Source organism: Streptomyces sp. NPDC047061 (assembly GCF_040643955.1).
Classification (GTDB): Bacteria; Actinomycetota; Actinomycetes; order Streptomycetales; family Streptomycetaceae; genus Streptomyces.
Genome location: NZ_JBEYVI010000005.1, coordinates 177,479 through 194,219, shown reverse-complemented (window position 1 = coordinate 194,219; position 16,741 = coordinate 177,479). Strand labels below are relative to the sequence as shown.

Sequence of the window (16,741 nt, the reverse complement as noted above, 5' to 3'; positions counted from 1 at the left end):
CATGACGGACGCAGCAGCCCTGCCCGGCCAGCCGCGCGGCGGAGTCCTCTCGGGTCCCGCCACCGCGCGGGCCGTCAACGTGCTGGCGCCCAACGCCTCCGCGATGACCCTGGACGGCACCAACACCTGGATCGTCGCCGAGCCCGACTCCGACCTGGCCGTGGTGATCGACCCGGGCCCGCTGGACGACGGCCACCTCAAGAACGTCGTCGACACGGCAGAGAAGGCTGGCAAGCGGATCGCGCTCACCCTCCTGACCCACGGCCACCCGGACCACGCCGAGGGCGCCGTACGCTTCGCGGAACTGACCGGCACGCGCGTGCGTGCCCTCGATCCGGCGCTGCGCCTCGGCGACGAGGGCCTGGCCGCCGGCGACGTGATCACCACCGGCGGGCTGGAGCTGCGCGTCGTACCGACGCCGGGCCACACCGCCGACTCCCTGTGCTTCCACCTCCCGGCCGACCGCGCGGTCCTGACCGGCGACACCATCCTGGGGCGCGGTACGACGGTCGTGGCGCACCCGGACGGCCGTCTCGGCGACTACCTGGACTCGCTGCGACGGCTGCGCTCGCTGACGGTCGACGACGGTGTCCACACCGTCCTGCCGGGTCACGGGCCCGTCCTGGAGGACGCCCAGGGCGCCGTCGAGTTCTACCTGGCCCACCGCGCCCACCGGCTCGCCCAGGTCGAGACGGCCGTCGAGAACGGCCACCGTGCCCCCGCCGAGGTCGTCGCCCACGTCTACGCCGACGTGGACCGCTCCCTGTGGCCGGCGGCGGAACTGTCGGTACGGGCCCAGCTGGACTACCTGACCGAGCACGGCCTGATCCAGCCGGAGATCTGGTCCGAGCTCTAGTCCCAGCCGTCCGGCCGGGGCGTCTTCACGCCGTGCACGCGCGCGTACTCGTCGGCGAGCCACGGGCCCAGGTCGTCCACGTACGACCGCAGTACGGCGCGGTCGCCGACCGGCTCGACCCCGTATCCGGCCGCCCGGCGCAGCTGGTCGGCGCGCTCCGGGTAGTAGCCGGCGAACGCCTCCGCCATCTCCCGCAGCTCGCTGGTCCAGCCGTTCCAGCGGGGCATGACGAGGGTGAAGCCGGTGCGGACGAGGTTCCGTGACATGAAGCGCACCAGGGGCCGCAGGGCCTCCTCGGTGTCGTCCGCGGCCGCGATCCGCTCCCGCCAGCGCGGCAGGTACCGGGCCAGGTCGCCGTTGGTCTCGCGGGCCAGCAGCGAGTCGGGGCGGTAGCGGGGCAGGAACTCGGCGAGGTCCTCGCCGAGCAGCGGGGTGCACAGGCAGGCCACGAACCAGCCGATGTCGTACCGCTCCAGCTCGCTGAGCACCCGCGCGCGGGAGTAGAGCAGGGTCCCGACCCCGTCGATCTCCGGGAACTCCTTGTCGACCGCCGCGCCGAGGGCACGGGCCGCGTCCCGGTCGGCGCCGGTCGGCTCCTCGCCCAGCACGACCACCAGGTCCAGGTCGCTGCGCCCCACGCGCGCGGTGCCGCGCGGGATCGAACCGTAGAGGTAGGCGCTGTCCAGGCGGGCCCCGAAGACCTCCAGGAGCCGGTTCCGGGCGGCGGCGACCACGGGACGGAAGACGCGCTGCACGCGCGCGTGCGAGCCTTCGCGCTCTATGAAGCCCAGTGGGTCGAGGCCCCGGGACGCGACTGTTTCAGACATGGGGAACCACATACCAGCCCGTCCGGCGTTCGAGGACGAGGCCGAAGGCCGATGATGCGGGGGGGCCGGGGGGTCCGGGGGCGGTGGCCCCCGGAAACCGGGGCCTACCGGGACCGCTTCGCCAGACGTTCGACGTCCAGCAGGATCACGGCCCGCGCTTCCAGCCGCAGCCAGCCACGCTGGGCGAAGTCCGCCAGGGCCTTGTTCACGGTCTCGCGGGACGCGCCGACCAGCTGGGCCAGCTCCTCCTGCGTGAGGTCGTGGACGACGTGGATGCCCTCCTCGGACTGCACGCCGAAGCGGCGCGAGAGGTCCAGCAGGGCGCGTGCGACCCGGCCCGGCACGTCGGAGAAGACCAGGTCGGACATGGCGTCGTTGGTCTTGCGCAGCCGGCGGGCGACGGCGCGCAGCAGGGCGGTGGCCACCTCGGGGCGCACGTTCAGCCAGGGCTGGAGGTCGCCGTGGCCGAGGCCCAGCAGCTTGACCTCGGTCAGCGCGGTCGCGGTCGCCGTGCGCGGGCCCGGGTCGAACAGCGACAGCTCGCCGATCAGCTCGCCGGGGCCGACCACGGCGAGCATGTTCTCGCGGCCGTCGGGGGAGGTGCGGTGGAGCTTGACCTTGCCCTCGGTGACGACGTAGAGCCGGTCGCCCGGGTCGCCCTCGTGGAACAGGGAGTCGCCACGCGCGAGGGTCACCTCACTCATGGAGGCACGCAGCTCCGCGGACTGCTCGTCATCGAGCGCCGCGAAAAGCGGGTTGCGCCGCAGAACGTCGTCCACGAGTTCTCTCCTTGTCGACCTGCTCAGGGGATCTTGCTCCCCCTTGGTACCAGGGGACCGTGCTCCCCATTTTGCCGGACGGTCCAAACAGTGTGATCTGTCACAAGGATGCCGCACAGGTGTGCCGAGGTAAGCGGCAGGGGTCCAATCGGGGGCTGATCTTCCGGGTCCGGGGCGGATGTCGGTGCCGGGCTTTAGGCTGGCCGGGTGTCCAAATCGCCGGTGAGAGCACAGGACAAGGGGGCTGGGCGGGTGGTTGTACGAGGTGATTCCGCTGTGGGCGAACAAGGGTCCGATGCCGCCTCCGGTGAGCCGAAAAGCGCGACAAAGGTGGCGAAGGCCGTGAAGAAGGCGCCGGTGAAGAAGACGGCGGCGAAGACGGAGACCGCGAAGAAGACGGCCGTGAAGAAGGCGGCATCGGCGAAGGCGGCGACCGCGAAGAAGACGGCGACCGTGAAGAAGGCGGCACCGGCGAAGGCGGCGTCGGCGGCGAAGGCGGCGCCGGCCGGTAAGCCCGAGTCGCAGACCTCGCTCGTCCGCCGGGCCCGCCGGATCGACCGCGAGCTCGCCGAGGTGTACCCGTACGCCCACCCCGAGCTGGACTTCGAGAACCCCTTCCAGCTCCTGGTCGCCACGGTGCTGTCCGCCCAGACCACCGACCTGCGTGTCAACCAGACCACCCCGACGCTGTTCGCGAAGTACCCCACCCCCGAGGACCTGGCCGTCGCCAACCCCGAGGAGGTCGAGGAGATCCTGCGGCCGTGCGGGTTCTTCCGGGCCAAGACCAAGTCGGTGATAGGGCTCTCCAAGGGGCTGGTGGAGGAGTTCGGCGGCGAGGTCCCCGGTCGGCTGGAAGACCTCGTCAAGCTGCCCGGCGTCGGCCGCAAGACCGCGTTCGTCGTCCTGGGCAACGCCTTCGGGCGCCCCGGCATCACCGTGGACACCCACTTCCAGCGCCTGGTCCGCCGCTGGCGGTGGACCGAGGAGACCGACCCCGACAAGATCGAGGCGGCCGTCGGCGCGCTGTTCCCCAAGAGTGACTGGACCGACCTCTCGCACCACGTGATCTGGCACGGCCGCCGGATGTGCCACGCCCGCAAGCCCGCCTGCGGGGTCTGCCCCATCGCCCCGCTCTGTCCGGCCTACGGCGAGGGCGAGACCGACCCGGAGAAGGCGAGGAAGCTGCTCAAGTACGAGAAGGGCGGCTTCCCCGGCCAGCGGCTCAACCCGCCGCAGGCGTATCTGGACGCGGGCGGCCGCCCGGCGCCGCCGCTGGGCGGCGTATCAGGAACATGACCCAAGGGTCTTCTCAGGGACGGGGAACGGAACGATCAAGGAGTCTTCGGGCGTTGGAACGGGCAGGACGGGGGAGCAGGGCAGGACGGGGGATGCCGTGACACACAGCAGCAAGGAGCAGACGGGCGATGCGCGCGCGGGCGTGGCGCTCGGCAAGGAGGGCCTGCCGGAGTGGCTCGACCCGGTGGTGCGGGCCGCCGAGACGATCCAGCCGCTCCAGCTGAGCCGCTTCCTGCCGCCGGAGAACGGTGCGGGGCGGCAGTCGGCCGTGCTGATCCTGTTCGGCGAGGGGAAGCAGGGGCCGGAGCTGCTGTTGATGGAGCGGGCCGGTTCGCTGCGCTCGCACGCCGGGCAGCCCTCCTTCCCCGGCGGTGCCCTCGACCCCGAGGACGGCGACCCGAAGGCCGACGGGCCGCTGCGGGCCGCTCTCCGTGAGGCCGAGGAGGAGACCGGGCTGGATCCGGCCGGCGTCCAGCTGTTCGGGGTGCTGCCCAGGCTGTACATCCCGGTGAGCAAGTTCGTGGTCACCCCGGTGCTGGGCTGGTGGCGCGAGCCGAGCCCGGTGGGGGTGGTGGATCCGAACGAGACGGCGCGGGTCTTCACCGTTCCCGTGGCGGATCTCACGAATCCGGCCAACCGGGCCACCACCGTGCACCCCAGCGGGCACCGCGGTCCGGCATTCCTGGTCGAATCGACCCTGGTGTGGGGGTTCACGGCCGGGGTGATCGACCGTCTGCTGCACTACGCGGGATGGGAGCGCTCCTGGGACCGCGAGAAGCTGGTCCCGCTCGACTGGCGGTCATGACAGGGTGTCGTTCGTGAATGTGCTGGACATCCTGTTGCTGGTCGCCGCCGTGTGGTTCGCGATCGTCGGCTACCGCCAGGGGTTCGTCGTCGGCATCCTGTCGGTGATCGGCTTCCTGGGCGGCGGACTCGTCGCCGTCTACGTCCTTCCGGTGATCTGGGACGCGGTGACCGACAACGCCGAGGTGGGCACCACCGCCGCGGTCGTCGCCGTGGTCGTGGTCATCGTCTGCGCCTCGGTCGGCCAGGCCCTCACCACCCACCTGGGCAACAAGCTGCGCCGGTACATCACCTGGTCCCCGGCGCGCGCCCTGGACGCCACCGGCGGCGCCCTCGTCAACGTGCTGGCGATGCTGCTGGTCGCCTGGCTGATCGGCTCCGCCCTCGCGGGCACCACCTTGCCGACGCTCGGCAAGGAGGTGCGCAACTCCAAGGTGCTGCTCGGGGTGTCCAGAGCGCTGCCCAACCAGGCCGACACCTGGTTCGCGGACTTCTCCGCGGTCCTCGCGCAGAACGGCTTCCCGCAGGTCTTCAGCCCGTTCGCGAACGAGCCGATCACCGACGTGTCGCCGCCCGACCCGGCCCTCGCGAACAGCGTGGTGGCCACCACCGCCAAGCAGTCCATCGTCAAGGTGACGGGCACCGCGCAGAGCTGCGGCAAGATCCTGGAGGGCACCGGCTTCGTCTTCGCCGACCGCCGCGTCATGACCAACGCCCACGTGGTCGGCGGCGTCGACGAGCCCACCGTCCAGATCGGCGGCGAGGGCCGCAAGTACGACGCCAAGGTCGTCCTCTACGACTGGCAGCGCGACATCGCCGTACTGGACGTGCCGGACCTGCGGGCCAAGGCCCTGAAGTTCTCCGCGGCGGACGCCGACACGACGGACAGCGCGATCGTCGCCGGGTTCCCGGAGAACGGGTCGTACGACGTCCGTCCCGCCCGGGTGCGCGGCCGGATCACGGCCAACGGCCCGGACATCTACCACCGCGGCACCGTCCGCCGTGACGTCTACTCGCTGTACGCGACCGTCCGCCAGGGCAACTCCGGCGGCCCGCTGCTCACCCCTCAGGGCCGGGTGTACGGGGTCGTCTTCGCGAAGTCACTGGACGACGCCGACACCGGGTACGCCCTCACGGCCGACGAGATCCAGGCGGACATCGCCCGGGGCCGTACCGCGAGCCAGCAGGTGGGCACCGACAGCTGCGCCCTCTAGGAGCCCCCTCGGGGTGCTTCGGGGTCCATCGGGGGGCTGTCGGGGGTCCTTCGCGGTGTCAGCCTCGGGTGTGGCGCAGACGTACCGAGACCCAGCGGGCCCGGCGGCGCAGGATGTGCGGAATCCCCACCCTGAGGTCTGCCCCCGGCAGTTGCGGGGCACCTCCTCGATGAGGGTTCGGGCCGCCTGTCGTACGGCGGTTGCGGGGTGCGTCACTGTAGTCGTGCGTCCAGCCCATACCCCGACGTCTGCCCCTGCCCCAAGGTCGATAACCTCCCGCGCGCCCCTGAATCGGCCTATGCGCCGGGCATGTGGCCGTTCGTAGAACAGGTGTACAGGTCCGGATACCGGGCGCATCGGCGCGGTCACCGATCGGGTTCGGGGTCTTTCAGCCAGTTGACCAGTTCGGTGGAGAACGCGACCGGGTCCTCCTCGTGCGGACTGTGCTGTCCCGGGGGACAACCCCCGGACCCCCGGCCGGTTCGGGGGCGGCGCCTTCTCAACGGTCGGGCTCCGGATCCTTGAGCCAGTTGACCAGTTCGGTGGAGAACGCGACCGGGTCCTCCTCGTGCGGGAAGTGTCCGAGCCCGTCGAACAGCCGCCAGCGGTACGGCGCTTCGACGTACTCGCCGGAGCCAGCCGCGCTGCGGGTGCGGGTCACCGGGTCCAGGGAGCCGTGCAGATGCAGCGTCGGGACGCGCACCGGGCGTTTCATCCTGCGGTTGAACTGGATGCCGTCCGGGCGCGCCAGCGAGCGCACCAGCCAGCGGTACGGCTCGATCGAGCAGTGCGCGGTGGACGGGATGCACATGGCCCGCTGGTACGTCTGAACCGCCTCGTCGTCCGGCAGCCGCGGCCCGGACCAGTCCCGGATCAGCCGGCCGACCAGCGCGCCGTCGTCGGCGGTGAGCTGCCGCTCCGGGATCCAGGGCCGCTGGAAGCCCCAGATGTAGGAGGCGGCGGCGGTCTGCCGGCGGTCCCGGAGCATCGCCGAGCGCCAGCGCCGCGGGTGCGGCATGGACACCACCGCGAGTCGTCGTACCAGCTTGGGGCGCATCGCGGCCGCCGTCCACGCCAGGTAGCCGCCCAGATCGTGGCCGACCAGCGCGGCGTCGGGCTCGCCGAGGGAACGGATCACGCCCGTGATGTCGAGCGCGAGGTTCGCCGGGTCGTAGCCGCGCGGGGTGCGGTCGCTGCCGCCGACGCCCCGCAGGTCCATGGCGACGGCCCGGAAGCCCGCGTCGGCGAGCGCGACCAGCTGGTGCCGCCAGGTCCACCAGAACTGCGGGAAGCCGTGCACCAGCATGACCAGCGGTCCGTCGCCGAGCTCGGCGATGTGGAACCGGGCGCCGTTCGCGGCGACGTCCCGGTGCGTCCAGGGGCCCTCCGGCCGTACGGCCGAGGGAGCGGGATCCGTCATGACGCCGAGCGTGCCACAGCCTCGATGGCCGGCACCTCGTCCCGGGGGAGCTCCGGGCGCGGATGCGGCTTGGCGTTCTGCAGCACGCCCGCCGTCTCCTTCACCGACGCGGCCACCTTCTGCGGGCCCTTGCTCTTCTTGGCCTTCTTCGCGAACACCACGCCGATCAGCGCGAGGGCGACGGCCACCAGGACGTTCGCCGCGAAGGAGAGCAGGAAGCAGAGCGCGAGATTCCAGTGGCTCCAGGTCCGAATACCGTACGCCAGCGCGAAGTTGAGCATCGGCAGGGAGAACAGCAGCAGCACACCCGCCACCGAGAACGCGCCGCCGCTCACCGCGCCCCGCTTGACGTCCTGCTTCAGCTGGGCCTTGGCCAGCGCGATCTCGTCGTGCACCAGCTCCGACATCTCGGCCGTGGCCGAGGCGAACAGCTGGCCGATGCTGCGTTCGGCACCGACCGGGCTGCCGTCGGGTGCGCTCATCGCGGTCTCCCTCTGCGTCTTCGTCATCGTCTTCGCGTGCCGGTCCTCTGGCACCGATCTTCTGGCACCGATCTTCTGGCACCGATCTTCTGGCACCGATCTTCTGGTACCGGTCCTCTGGCACCGGTCCCTTTGTGCCGGTCTTTTTTGTACCGTCTCGTCAGATCATGCCGGACGGTCGCCCTGCCCGCCTGCCCCGCCCGGTACTTCGGCGGGCGCGTCACGCCCGCCGGCCCCTCAAGAGGCGGCCTTCTCCTTGGCGATCCTGCGGTGTTCGGCGGCCTTCCGCTCGTAGATCTCCGCCATCCGCAGGTGGTACGCCGGGTTGTCCTCCTCGTAGACGTCCGGAATGCCGTCGAGGTCGTCGTCCCGCTCCTCGGCCTCGACCAGCCTGCGGTAGCGGGTGTTGCGTATCTTCAGCAGCACCGTGGCGCACAGGGCCGCGATGAGCGAGCCGGTGAGTACGGCGGCCTTGACCTCGTCGGTGAGTACGGTGTCGCCGGCGAAGGCGAGTTCGTCGATGAGCAGCGAGACGGTGAAGCCGATGCCGGCGAGCGTGGCCACCGCGAAGACGTCGGCCCATTCGAGGTCCTCGCTGAGGGAGGCCCGGGTGAAGCGGGCGGTGAGCCAGGTCCCGCCGAAGATCCCGGCCGCCTTGCCGACGACCAGGCCGAGGACGACCCCGAGCGTCTCCGGCTTGGTGAAGACGTCCCCGAGTGCCCCTCCGGACACCTTCACACCGGCGCTGAAGAGCGCGAACAGGGGCACGGCCAGCCCCGCCGACAGCGGCCGTACCAGATGCTCGACGTGTTCCCCGGGGGAGTGCTCCTCACCCTCACGGGTGGTGCAGCGCAGCATCAGGCCCATGGCGACACCGGCGATGGTCGCGTGCACGCCGCTGTTGTACATCAGCGCCCAGATGACGACGGCGAGCGGCACGTACACGTACCAGCCGCGCACGCCCCTGCGCAGCAGCAGCCAGAAGACGGCGAGGCCGAGGACCGCGCCGCCGAGCGCGGCGAAGTCGATCCGGTCGGTGAAGAAGATCGCGATGATGAGGATGGCGAACAGGTCGTCGACGACCGCGAGAGTGAGCAGGAAGGCGCGCAGGGCGCCCGGCAGGGAGGTGCCGATCACGGCCAGCACGGCCAGCGCGAAGGCGATGTCGGTGGCCGTGGGGACCGCCCAGCCCTGTGTGGAGCCGCCGCCGGTGAGGTTGGTGAGGGTGTAGACGAGTGCCGGTACGGCCATCCCGCACAGCGCGGCGGCCACTGGGAGGACGGCCGCCTTCGGCTCTCGCAGGTCACCGGCGACCAGTTCGCGCTTGAGCTCGATGCCGGCCACGAAGAAGAAGATCGCGAGCAGACCGTCGGCGGCCCAGTGGGCGACGGAGAGGTCCAGGCCGAGGGCGCGAGGGCCGAAGTGGAAGTCGGCGACGCTCTCGTAGCTGTGGTGGAGCGCGGGGATGTTCGCCCAGACCAGCGCGGCCACCGCGGCGACGAGCAGCAGCACACCGCCGACGGTCTCGGTCCGCAGCGCGTCCGCCACGATGGTCCGCTCGGGCAGCGAGAGGCGACCGAGAACCTTCCGGACGGGGGCGGTGCGGGGCGCGGACACGGGGGACCTCCGGTCGGTGGGCAGGGCAGGACTACTTGCCGACCAGACTTCCCGGCACACCTTGGGGATCGCGTTTGCGATCACGCTACTTTGTTTAGTTTACCTAAGATGTGGCGGGAGATGCCAGGTGAGATTCACGGTAGGTGCAAAAAGGGCGCCCGGCGCGTTTCGCGCCGGGCGCCCTACAGGGCTCGGTGGCGGCTCAGTCCTCGCTGGGCGCCGCCGGGAGCTTCGCCTGGATGAGGTCCATGACCGTCGAGTCGGTCAGCGTCGTCACGTCACCGAGCTGGCGGTTCTCGGCGACGTCGCGGAGCAGCCGGCGCATGATCTTGCCGGAGCGGGTCTTCGGCAGCTCCGCCACCGGCAGCACCCGCTTGGGCTTGGCGATCGGGCCGAGCGTGGCGCCGACGTGGTTGCGCAGGTCGTTGACCAGGCCCTCGTCCTCGGCGTTCGCCGTGCCGCGCAGGATCACGAAGGCGACGATCGCCTGACCGGTCGTCTCGTCCGCCGCGCCGACCACGGCCGCCTCGGCGACCGACGGGTGGGACACCAGCGCCGACTCCACCTCGGTGGTGGAGATGTTGTGCCCGGAGACGAGCATGACGTCGTCCACCCGGCCGAGCAGCCAGATGTCGCCGTCGTCGTCCTTCTTCGCGCCGTCACCGGCGAAGTACTTGCCCTCGAAGCGGGACCAGTACGTGTCCAGGAACCGCTGGTCGTCGCCCCAGATGGTGCGCAGCATCGACGGCCACGGCTCGGTCAGCACCAGGTAGCCGCCACCGCCGTTGGGCACCTCGTGCGCCTCGTCGTCGACGACCGTCGCCGAGATGCCGGGCAGCGGGGTCTGCGCGGAACCGGGCTTGGTCGCGGTGACGCCCGGCAGCGGCGAGATCATCATCGCGCCGGTCTCGGTCTGCCACCAGGTGTCCACGATCGGCGTCTTGTCGGCGCCGATGTGCTTGCGGTACCAGATCCAGGCCTCGGGATTGATGGGCTCGCCCACCGACCCCAGCACCCGCAGGCTGCTCAGGTCGAACTTCGCGGGGATGTCGTCGCCCCACTTCATGAACGTGCGGATCGCGGTGGGCGCCGTGTACAGGATCGTCACCCCGTACTTCTGCACGATCTCCCAGAACCGGCCCTGGTGCGGGGTGTCCGGGGTGCCCTCGTACATCACCTGCGTCGCGCCGTTGGACAGCGGTCCGTACACGATGTACGAGTGGCCGGTCACCCAGCCGACGTCGGCCGTGCACCAGTACACGTCCGTCTCCGGCTTGAGGTCGAACACCGCCCAGTGGGTGTACGACGCCTGGGTGAGGTAGCCGCCCGAGGTGTGCAGGATGCCCTTCGGCTTACCCGTCGTACCGGACGTGTAGAGGATGAACAGCGGGTGCTCGGCGTCGAACGCCTCCGGTGTGTGCTCGGCCGGCTGCCGCTCGACGATCTCGTGCCACCACACGTCCCGCGCGTCGTCCCAGGCCACTTCCTGCCCGGTGCGGCGGACGACCAGCACGTGCTCGACGTTGTCCACCTTGCCGATCGCCTCGTCCACGGCCGGCTTGAGCGCGGACGGCTTGCCGCGCCGGTAGCCGCCGTCGGAGGTGATGACGACCTTGGCGTCCGCGTCCTGGATGCGGGTGGCGAGCGCGTCCGCGGAGAAACCGCCGAAGACCACGGAGTGCGCGGCGCCGATCCGGGCGCAGGCGAGCATCGCGACCGCCGTCTCCGGGATCATCGGCATGTAGACCGCGACTCGGTCGCCCTTCTGAACTCCGAGCTCCAGCAGGGCGTTGGCCGCCTTGGAGACCTCGTCCTTCAGCTCGGCGTAGGTGATCGCGCGGCTGTCGCCGGGCTCGCCCTCGAAGTGGATGGCGACCCGGTCGCCGTGCCCGGCCTCCACGTGCCGGTCCACGCAGTTGTACGCGACGTTGAGCGCGCCGTCCTTGAACCACTTGGCGAACGGCGGGTTCGACCAGTCCAGCGTCTCGGTCGGCTCCTTGGCCCAGGTCAGCCGACGGGCCTGCGCGGCCCAGAAGCCGAGCCTGTCAGCCTTGGCCTGCTCGTACGCCTCGGCCGTGACATTGGCGTTCTCGGCCAGGTCAGCGGGCGGCGCGAAGCGTCGCTCCTCCCTCAAGAGGTTGGCCAGGCTTTCGTTGCTCACGACATCTCCCTTTCGAAGGGTGTCCGTTGTGTCCCAGGCCACAGCTCATCAGACCTGGGGCCCCGGTGACAAGGGCCGCCGAAAAATTGGTGTAGACCTATCAGGTGTGGCGGGGTGGGCCACGGTCGGGCGTGTCACCGTCCGCCGTGCCATCGCCGTGCCACCGCTGTGTCACCGTCGGGCGTGCCGAGCCTGCCAGTGCCGGGCTTGGTGCGGCGCACCGGGCCCGCCCTTCCGCTCATGCCGGGCTGGGCAACTCCTCGGCGCCGGGTACCCCCTGGAACACCCCTCCCTCTCCCGCCGCGTCCGCACCGCCCCGGCTCAGCAGATACGCCTGCGCCTCGCCCACGTGGAAGTACATCCCCTGCAGCTCCAGCTCACCCGCGGTCAGCGCCCGCGCCACCGAGTCGTGCGCCCCCAGATGCTCCAACTGCTGGACCACGTTGGTCAGGCACAACCGCTCCACCTTGTCCGCCGGCGCCCGCCCGGCCAGCCGGACCCCCGTACGGCCCTCGTCGGCCAGCCGGGCCAGGCTCGGCAGGCCGTGCCGCAGCCACCGCCCGAGCGGGGTCGCCGCGCCCCGGGTCCCGGAGCCGAGCAGCGCCTGCATCGCCCCGCACCCGGAGTGCCCGCACACCGTGATCGACCGCACCTTCAGCACGTCCACCGCGTACTCGATCGCGGCCGCCACCGAGTCGTCCCCGTTCTCCTCACCCGGAAGAGGGACCAGGTTGCCGACATTGCGGACCACGAACAGGTCACCCGGACCACTGGAGGTGATCATCGAGGTGACGAGCCGGGAGTCGGCGCAGGTGAGGAAGAGCTGCGACGGCCGCTGCCCCTCGCGCGCCAGCCGGGCCAGCTCCTCCCTGACCAGGGGCGCGGTGTCGCGCTGGAACGCACTGATCCCGCGGGCGAGTTCATGACCTGCCGCCCCGTCCGGTCTCCCGAACCGGTCTCCGGGACCGCGTGCCGGTCCGCGACCGTGTCGCTGCGCGTGGCCGTACCCCGGTGCCTGGCCGTGCTCCGGTGCCTGACGGACCTCCGGTCCGTGGCCGTACTCCGGTGAGCGGACGCCCGCGCGGCAGCCGGTCAGTTCGGCGGAGCCGCCCTGGGCGGTGTGGGCCCTGCGCCAGTCCCGCAGTGACTCGTACGCCGCGTGGTCCATGAACGAACCGGCCAGCTCCACCACGGCGTGCGCGCCCTGGGGCACGAGATGCAGGACTCTGCTGAGCCGGGGGACCGCGAGGAACGTGAGCTGTCCTCTTACGTGTACGTGATGGACTCCTCCCTTCTCTTCGTGGGTGATGCGGGTGCGGGCGAGGCGGTGCAGGGCGACGGCGACGGCCACGGCGACCCCGAGGACCACGCCCTCCAGGACGCCGAGGAGAACCACCCCGAGCGTGGTGACGGCGTACACCAGCACTTCGCGGTGGCGGGTCACGGTGCGGATGTGGTGCAGGGACACCATCTGGATGCCGACGGCCATCACCAGGGCGGCGAGCGAGGCGAGCGGGATGAGATCCAGGGCCGGGACCATCAGCAGCGCGGCGGCTACTACGAAAACGCCGTGCAGCATCGTGGAGTTCCGGCTCACGGCACCGGATCGCACATTCGCCGAACTGCGCACCGCGACCCCTGCGACCGGCAGTCCGCCGAGCGCCCCCGACACGATGTTGGCCGCGCCCTGACCGAGCAGCTCCCGGTCCAGGTCGGAGCGGCCGAGGCCGGACTGGGGCCCGGTGCGGCCGGCCACCAGCTTGTCCACGGCGACCGCGCCCAGCAGCGACTGCACGCTGCACACCAGCGTGGTGGTGAGCACGGCGGCGACGATGCCGAGCACCGGCCCCTCGGGCAGCCCCGCCAGGGCGTGACTGCTCCAGGACGGCAGGTCGACCCGGGGCAGGGTCAGCCCGGTGAGCGTGGCGGTCGCGGTGGCACCGGCGACGGCGACCAGGGCGGCCGGGACCGTGCGCAGCGGACGGCCCGCTCTGCCCGGGATCCGGGGCCAGCCGAACAGCAGGGCCAGGGTCAGTGCGCTCATCGTCACGGCGGCCGGGTGCAGGTTGGCCAACTGGGCGGGCAGCGCTCGGACGTTGGCGAGGACCGAACTCTGCGGGTTGCCGCCGAGGACGATGTGCAGCTGGGCGACGGCGATGGTGATGCCGATGCCGGCGAGCATGCCGTGCACCACGGCCGGGCTGACGGCGAGTGCGGTGCGGGCCACGCGCAGGCAGCCCAGGCCCAGTTGGGCCAGTCCGGCGAGGACGGTGATGCCGCAGGTGGCCCGCCAGCCGTACCGGTGGATCAGATCGGCGGTCACCACGGTGAGCCCCGCGGCGGGGCCGCTGACCTGGAGCGGGCAGCCGCCGAGCCGGCCGGCGACCAGCCCGCCGACGGCCGCCGCGACCAGGCCGGCCTGGAGCGGGGCGCCGGTGGCGAGGGCGATGCCGAGGGACAGCGGCAGGGCGATCAGGAACACCGCGACGGACGCCGACAGGTCGGCGCCCGCGACGGGGAAGCGGCGGCGCGGGGGTGTGGACGGGGGCTGCGGCCGGTCAGTGCCGGTGTCGGTCTTGGGAGTTGTGGCCCGGGCGAGGCCGAGGCTCTCGGGGTGGGTGGGTACGCAGGCTGATGACATGTTTCCCGTCTCCTCCGGGGCAGCGCGGTCGCGGATCTGGGCGGGATGAACCAACATTCAGTAAATGAATCGTAATGCAAGGTAAAGGTCAAGCATGGACTTATTGCGCAAATGGGGCACTCGTTCACCTCCATGGGTGAACTGAGCAGTTCATCGGCTTGTCGTATTAATCCCTCTCTCGGTCCTATGCGACCTTGGCCGCGCTGTCGGCAGATACCCGGCACATCGCCATAAAACGCCGTCACCGGCGTTCGCCGAGAGAAGGAAGAAGGTGAGCGGAATTGGCCGCCACCCAGAGGATTGCCGTCGGCGCCGTGGCCGCCGCGGCCTGTGCCGCGTCGGTCGCCGGTTGCGCGACCGGTACCAACTCCGAACAAGGGGCGTCCGGGCCGCAGAAAGGAGCACCGGCGCCCCAGAGCGTGGTCCGTCTGATCGGCGACGGATCCACCGCGTACACCGGGGCGCAGCCGCATCTGCCCCGGCCCGAGCGGCTCAAGGCCGGTGAGAAGCCACCGCAGTTCGTGGTGTTCTCCTGGGACGGCGCGGGCGAGGACAGCCAGAAGCTGTTCTCGCACTTCCGCAAGGTCGCCAAGGAGAACCACGCGAACATGACGTACTTCCTCAGCGGCGTCTACATGCTGCCCGACGAGAAGCGTGACCTCTACCGGCCCCCGCAGCACTCGCCCGGCAGCTCCGAGATCGGCTTCAACGACGAGCGGGGCATCGCCGACACCGTCGACCAGCTACGGCTGGCCTGGCTGGAGGGCAACGAGATCGGCACCCACTTCAACGGGCACTTCTGCGGCCCCGACGGAGGGGTCGGCGAGTGGTCGGTGGCCGAGTGGAAGAGCGAGATCGCCCAGGCCAAGCAGTTCGTGAAGACCTGGAAGACCAACACCGGCATGAAGAACGCCGCACCGCTGCCCTTCGACTACGACAAGGAGCTCATCGGCGCCCGGACCCCCTGCCTGGAGGGGCAGAAGAACTTCGTGAAGGCGGCGAGCGAGCTGGGCTTCCGCTACGACACCAGCGGTGTCAACGACCAGGTCTGGCCCAGGAAGAGGGAAGGGCTGTGGGACCTGTCGATGCAGCTCGTCCCCTTCCCCGGCCACTCCTACGAGCAGTTGACCATGGACTACAATTTCATGGTCAACCAGTCCGGCACGTCGACGCAGGGTGACCCCGACATGTACGACTACTGGGGCGACCAGATGCGCGACGGGCTGCTCCAGGGCTTCAACCGGGCCTACAACGGCAACCGCGCACCGCTCGTCATCGGCAACCACTTCGAGTCGTGGAACGGCGGCACCTACATGCGCGCCCTCGACGAGGTCGTCGGGGACGTCTGCAACAAGCCCGAGGTGCGCTGTGTCTCCTTCCGTCAGCTGGCGGACTGGCTGGACGCCCAGGATCCGCAGGTCCTGGCAAGGCTGCGCACCCTGAACGTGGGCGAGGCCCCGCGGCAGGGCTGGGAGTCCTTCCTGTCCGGGCATTCCGCCCCGGCACCGAAGGGGGTGCCCGGGGCGCCGGCGGTCAGGCAGTAGCACGGAAGCGGGGTCGGCCGCCCGTCAGGCGGGGGCGGCCACTCCCTCGCCGAGCACGAAGCCGGGGTCGATCTGCGCGGCCAGGTCGGCCCCGGTGCGCTCGTTGCCCCACGACAGGGCGTTCTTCAGGTGGAAGTGGACCATCTGCCGGGTGTAGCGCTCCCAGTCGCGCAAGTCGTACGTCGCGTCGGTGGCCACCTTGAGGGTGCGCAGGGCGCGGGAGTTGGGGTTCTCCAGGAGCTCGAACCGGGGCGGGCGGCCCTTCTCCATGGCGCGCACCCAGTCCGAGTGCCCGACCGTGACCAGCAGGTCGTCCCCGACCTCCGAGCGCAGGAAGTCGATGTCCTCCTGCCCCTGCACCTTGTTGCCGACGACCTTCAGCACGACGCCGAAGTCCCGGGCGTACTCCTTGTACTGGCGGTAGACGGAGACCCCCTTCCGGGTCGGCTCGGCGACGAGGAACGTGATGTCGAAGCGGGTGAACATGCCGGAGGCGAAGGAGTCCGAACCCGCCGTCATGTCGACCACGACGTACTCGTCGGGGCCGTCGACGAGGTGGTTCAGGAACAGCTCCACCGCTCCTGTCTTGGAGTGGTAGCAGGAGACCCCCAGGTCGGCGTCCGTGAAGGGCCCGGTGACCATCAAACGGACGGCGCCGCCGTCGAGTTCCACCGGCCGCGCACAGGCGTCGTACACCGGGTTGGGTTCCCGCACCCGGACCAGCCGCGAGCCCTCGCCGGGCGGGGTGGTCTTGATCATCGTCGCGGCGGAGGCGATGCGCGGGTTGTTGCCGCGCAGGTAGTCCTTGATCAGGGAGAGCCGCTCGCCCATCGCGGGCAGCGCCTCCGCCTCCGTCTCGTCGAGACCGAGCGCGGGGCCCAGGTGCTGGTTGATGTCGGCGTCGACGGCGACGACCGGCGCGCCGGCGGCCGCAAGATGGCGGATGAACAGGGAGGAGAGCGTGGTCTTGCCGCTGCCGCCCTTTCCGACGAAAGCAATTTTCATGTTCACGAAGGGTAGTCGGGTGATAGCTGTACGTGTCATGTGAAGTGAAGAAGACCACTCCTTCGTGGAGTCCCCGGGCGGGGTGCGTACTGTCG

The 16,741-nt window shown here is 70.7% G+C and carries 14 protein-coding genes; 5 read left to right on the top strand and 9 right to left on the bottom strand.

Annotated features, from left to right (window positions below):
- The first annotated feature begins 1 nt into the window (after position 1).
- Entirely contained in the window at positions 2–856 is an 855-nt protein-coding gene (locus ABZ887_RS11370) for an MBL fold metallo-hydrolase (RefSeq protein WP_361286214.1), read from the top strand.
- Here ABZ887_RS11370 and ABZ887_RS11365 read toward each other — a convergent pair.
- Positions 853–1,683 carry a nucleotidyltransferase domain-containing protein gene (locus tag ABZ887_RS11365; protein WP_361286211.1) on the bottom strand — a complete coding sequence of 277 codons (831 nt, stop codon included), beginning with the start codon at positions 1,681–1,683 and terminating at the stop codon, positions 853–855. The genes ABZ887_RS11370 and ABZ887_RS11365 overlap by 4 nt on opposite strands.
- 104 nt (positions 1,684–1,787) lie before the next feature.
- A complete protein-coding gene (locus tag ABZ887_RS11360; RefSeq protein ID WP_030422469.1) occupies positions 1,788–2,462 on the bottom strand; it encodes a Crp/Fnr family transcriptional regulator in 675 nt (224 codons plus the stop codon).
- 342 nt (positions 2,463–2,804) lie between these two features.
- On the opposite strand from ABZ887_RS11360, the gene nth reads away from it, so the two are divergent.
- From nth to ABZ887_RS11345, 3 genes are all read left to right on the top strand, one after another.
- Positions 2,805–3,758 carry an endonuclease III gene (gene nth / locus ABZ887_RS11355; protein WP_361286206.1) on the top strand — a complete coding sequence of 318 codons (954 nt, stop codon included), beginning with the start codon at positions 2,805–2,807 and terminating at the stop codon, positions 3,756–3,758.
- A gap of 142 nt (positions 3,759–3,900) precedes the next feature.
- Positions 3,901–4,563 carry a CoA pyrophosphatase gene (locus ABZ887_RS11350; RefSeq protein WP_361286706.1) on the top strand — a complete coding sequence of 221 codons (663 nt, stop codon included), beginning with the start codon at positions 3,901–3,903 and terminating at the stop codon, positions 4,561–4,563.
- Between the two features lie 13 nt (positions 4,564–4,576).
- Positions 4,577–5,776, top strand: coding sequence for a MarP family serine protease (locus tag ABZ887_RS11345; protein ID WP_361286202.1), 1,200 nt, complete (start codon positions 4,577–4,579; stop codon positions 5,774–5,776).
- A 58-nt stretch (positions 5,777–5,834) separates the two neighbouring features.
- Here ABZ887_RS11345 and ABZ887_RS11340 read toward each other — a convergent pair whose 3' ends face one another.
- The 6 genes from ABZ887_RS11340 to ABZ887_RS11315 all read right to left on the bottom strand — a co-directional run bounded on the left by ABZ887_RS11340 (position 5,835) and on the right by ABZ887_RS11315 (position 14,097).
- Positions 5,835–6,014 carry a hypothetical protein gene (locus ABZ887_RS11340; RefSeq protein ID WP_361286199.1) on the bottom strand — a complete coding sequence of 60 codons (180 nt, stop codon included), beginning with the start codon at positions 6,012–6,014 and terminating at the stop codon, positions 5,835–5,837.
- A 261-nt stretch (positions 6,015–6,275) separates the two neighbouring features.
- The gene (locus ABZ887_RS11335; RefSeq protein ID WP_361286196.1) at positions 6,276–7,196 is read right to left on the bottom strand and encodes an alpha/beta hydrolase; all 921 of its coding nucleotides are present in this window, start codon (positions 7,194–7,196) and stop codon (positions 6,276–6,278) included.
- On the bottom strand, positions 7,193–7,678 hold the full coding sequence (locus tag ABZ887_RS11330; protein WP_361286193.1) for a phage holin family protein: 486 nt from the start codon (positions 7,676–7,678) through the stop codon (positions 7,193–7,195). Before ABZ887_RS11330 ends, ABZ887_RS11335 begins: the two co-directional genes overlap by 4 nt.
- A 237-nt stretch (positions 7,679–7,915) precedes the next feature.
- Positions 7,916–9,295 carry a Na+/H+ antiporter NhaA gene (gene nhaA, locus ABZ887_RS11325; RefSeq protein ID WP_361286190.1) on the bottom strand — a complete coding sequence of 460 codons (1,380 nt, stop codon included), beginning with the start codon at positions 9,293–9,295 and terminating at the stop codon, positions 7,916–7,918.
- Positions 9,296–9,497: 202 nt separating this feature from the next.
- Positions 9,498–11,456: an acetate--CoA ligase gene (gene acs, locus ABZ887_RS11320; protein ID WP_361286187.1), complete on the bottom strand. Its 1,959-nt coding sequence runs from the start codon at positions 11,454–11,456 to the stop codon at positions 9,498–9,500.
- Positions 11,457–11,694: 238 nt separating this feature from the next.
- Positions 11,695–14,097 (bottom strand): SulP family inorganic anion transporter, encoded by a 2,403-nt coding sequence (locus ABZ887_RS11315; protein WP_361286184.1) that lies wholly within the window; start codon positions 14,095–14,097, stop codon positions 11,695–11,697.
- Positions 14,098–14,378: 281 nt separating this feature from the next.
- On the opposite strand from ABZ887_RS11315, the gene ABZ887_RS11310 reads away from it, so the two are divergent.
- Positions 14,379–15,641 carry a hypothetical protein gene (locus tag ABZ887_RS11310; RefSeq protein WP_361286181.1) on the top strand — a complete coding sequence of 421 codons (1,263 nt, stop codon included), beginning with the start codon at positions 14,379–14,381 and terminating at the stop codon, positions 15,639–15,641.
- A 24-nt stretch (positions 15,642–15,665) separates the two neighbouring features.
- Here the strand turns inward: ABZ887_RS11310 and ABZ887_RS11305 are convergent, their stop codons facing one another.
- The gene (locus tag ABZ887_RS11305; RefSeq protein WP_361286178.1) at positions 15,666–16,646 is read right to left on the bottom strand and encodes an ATP-binding protein; all 981 of its coding nucleotides are present in this window, start codon (positions 16,644–16,646) and stop codon (positions 15,666–15,668) included.
- Positions 16,647–16,741 lie beyond the last annotated feature (95 nt).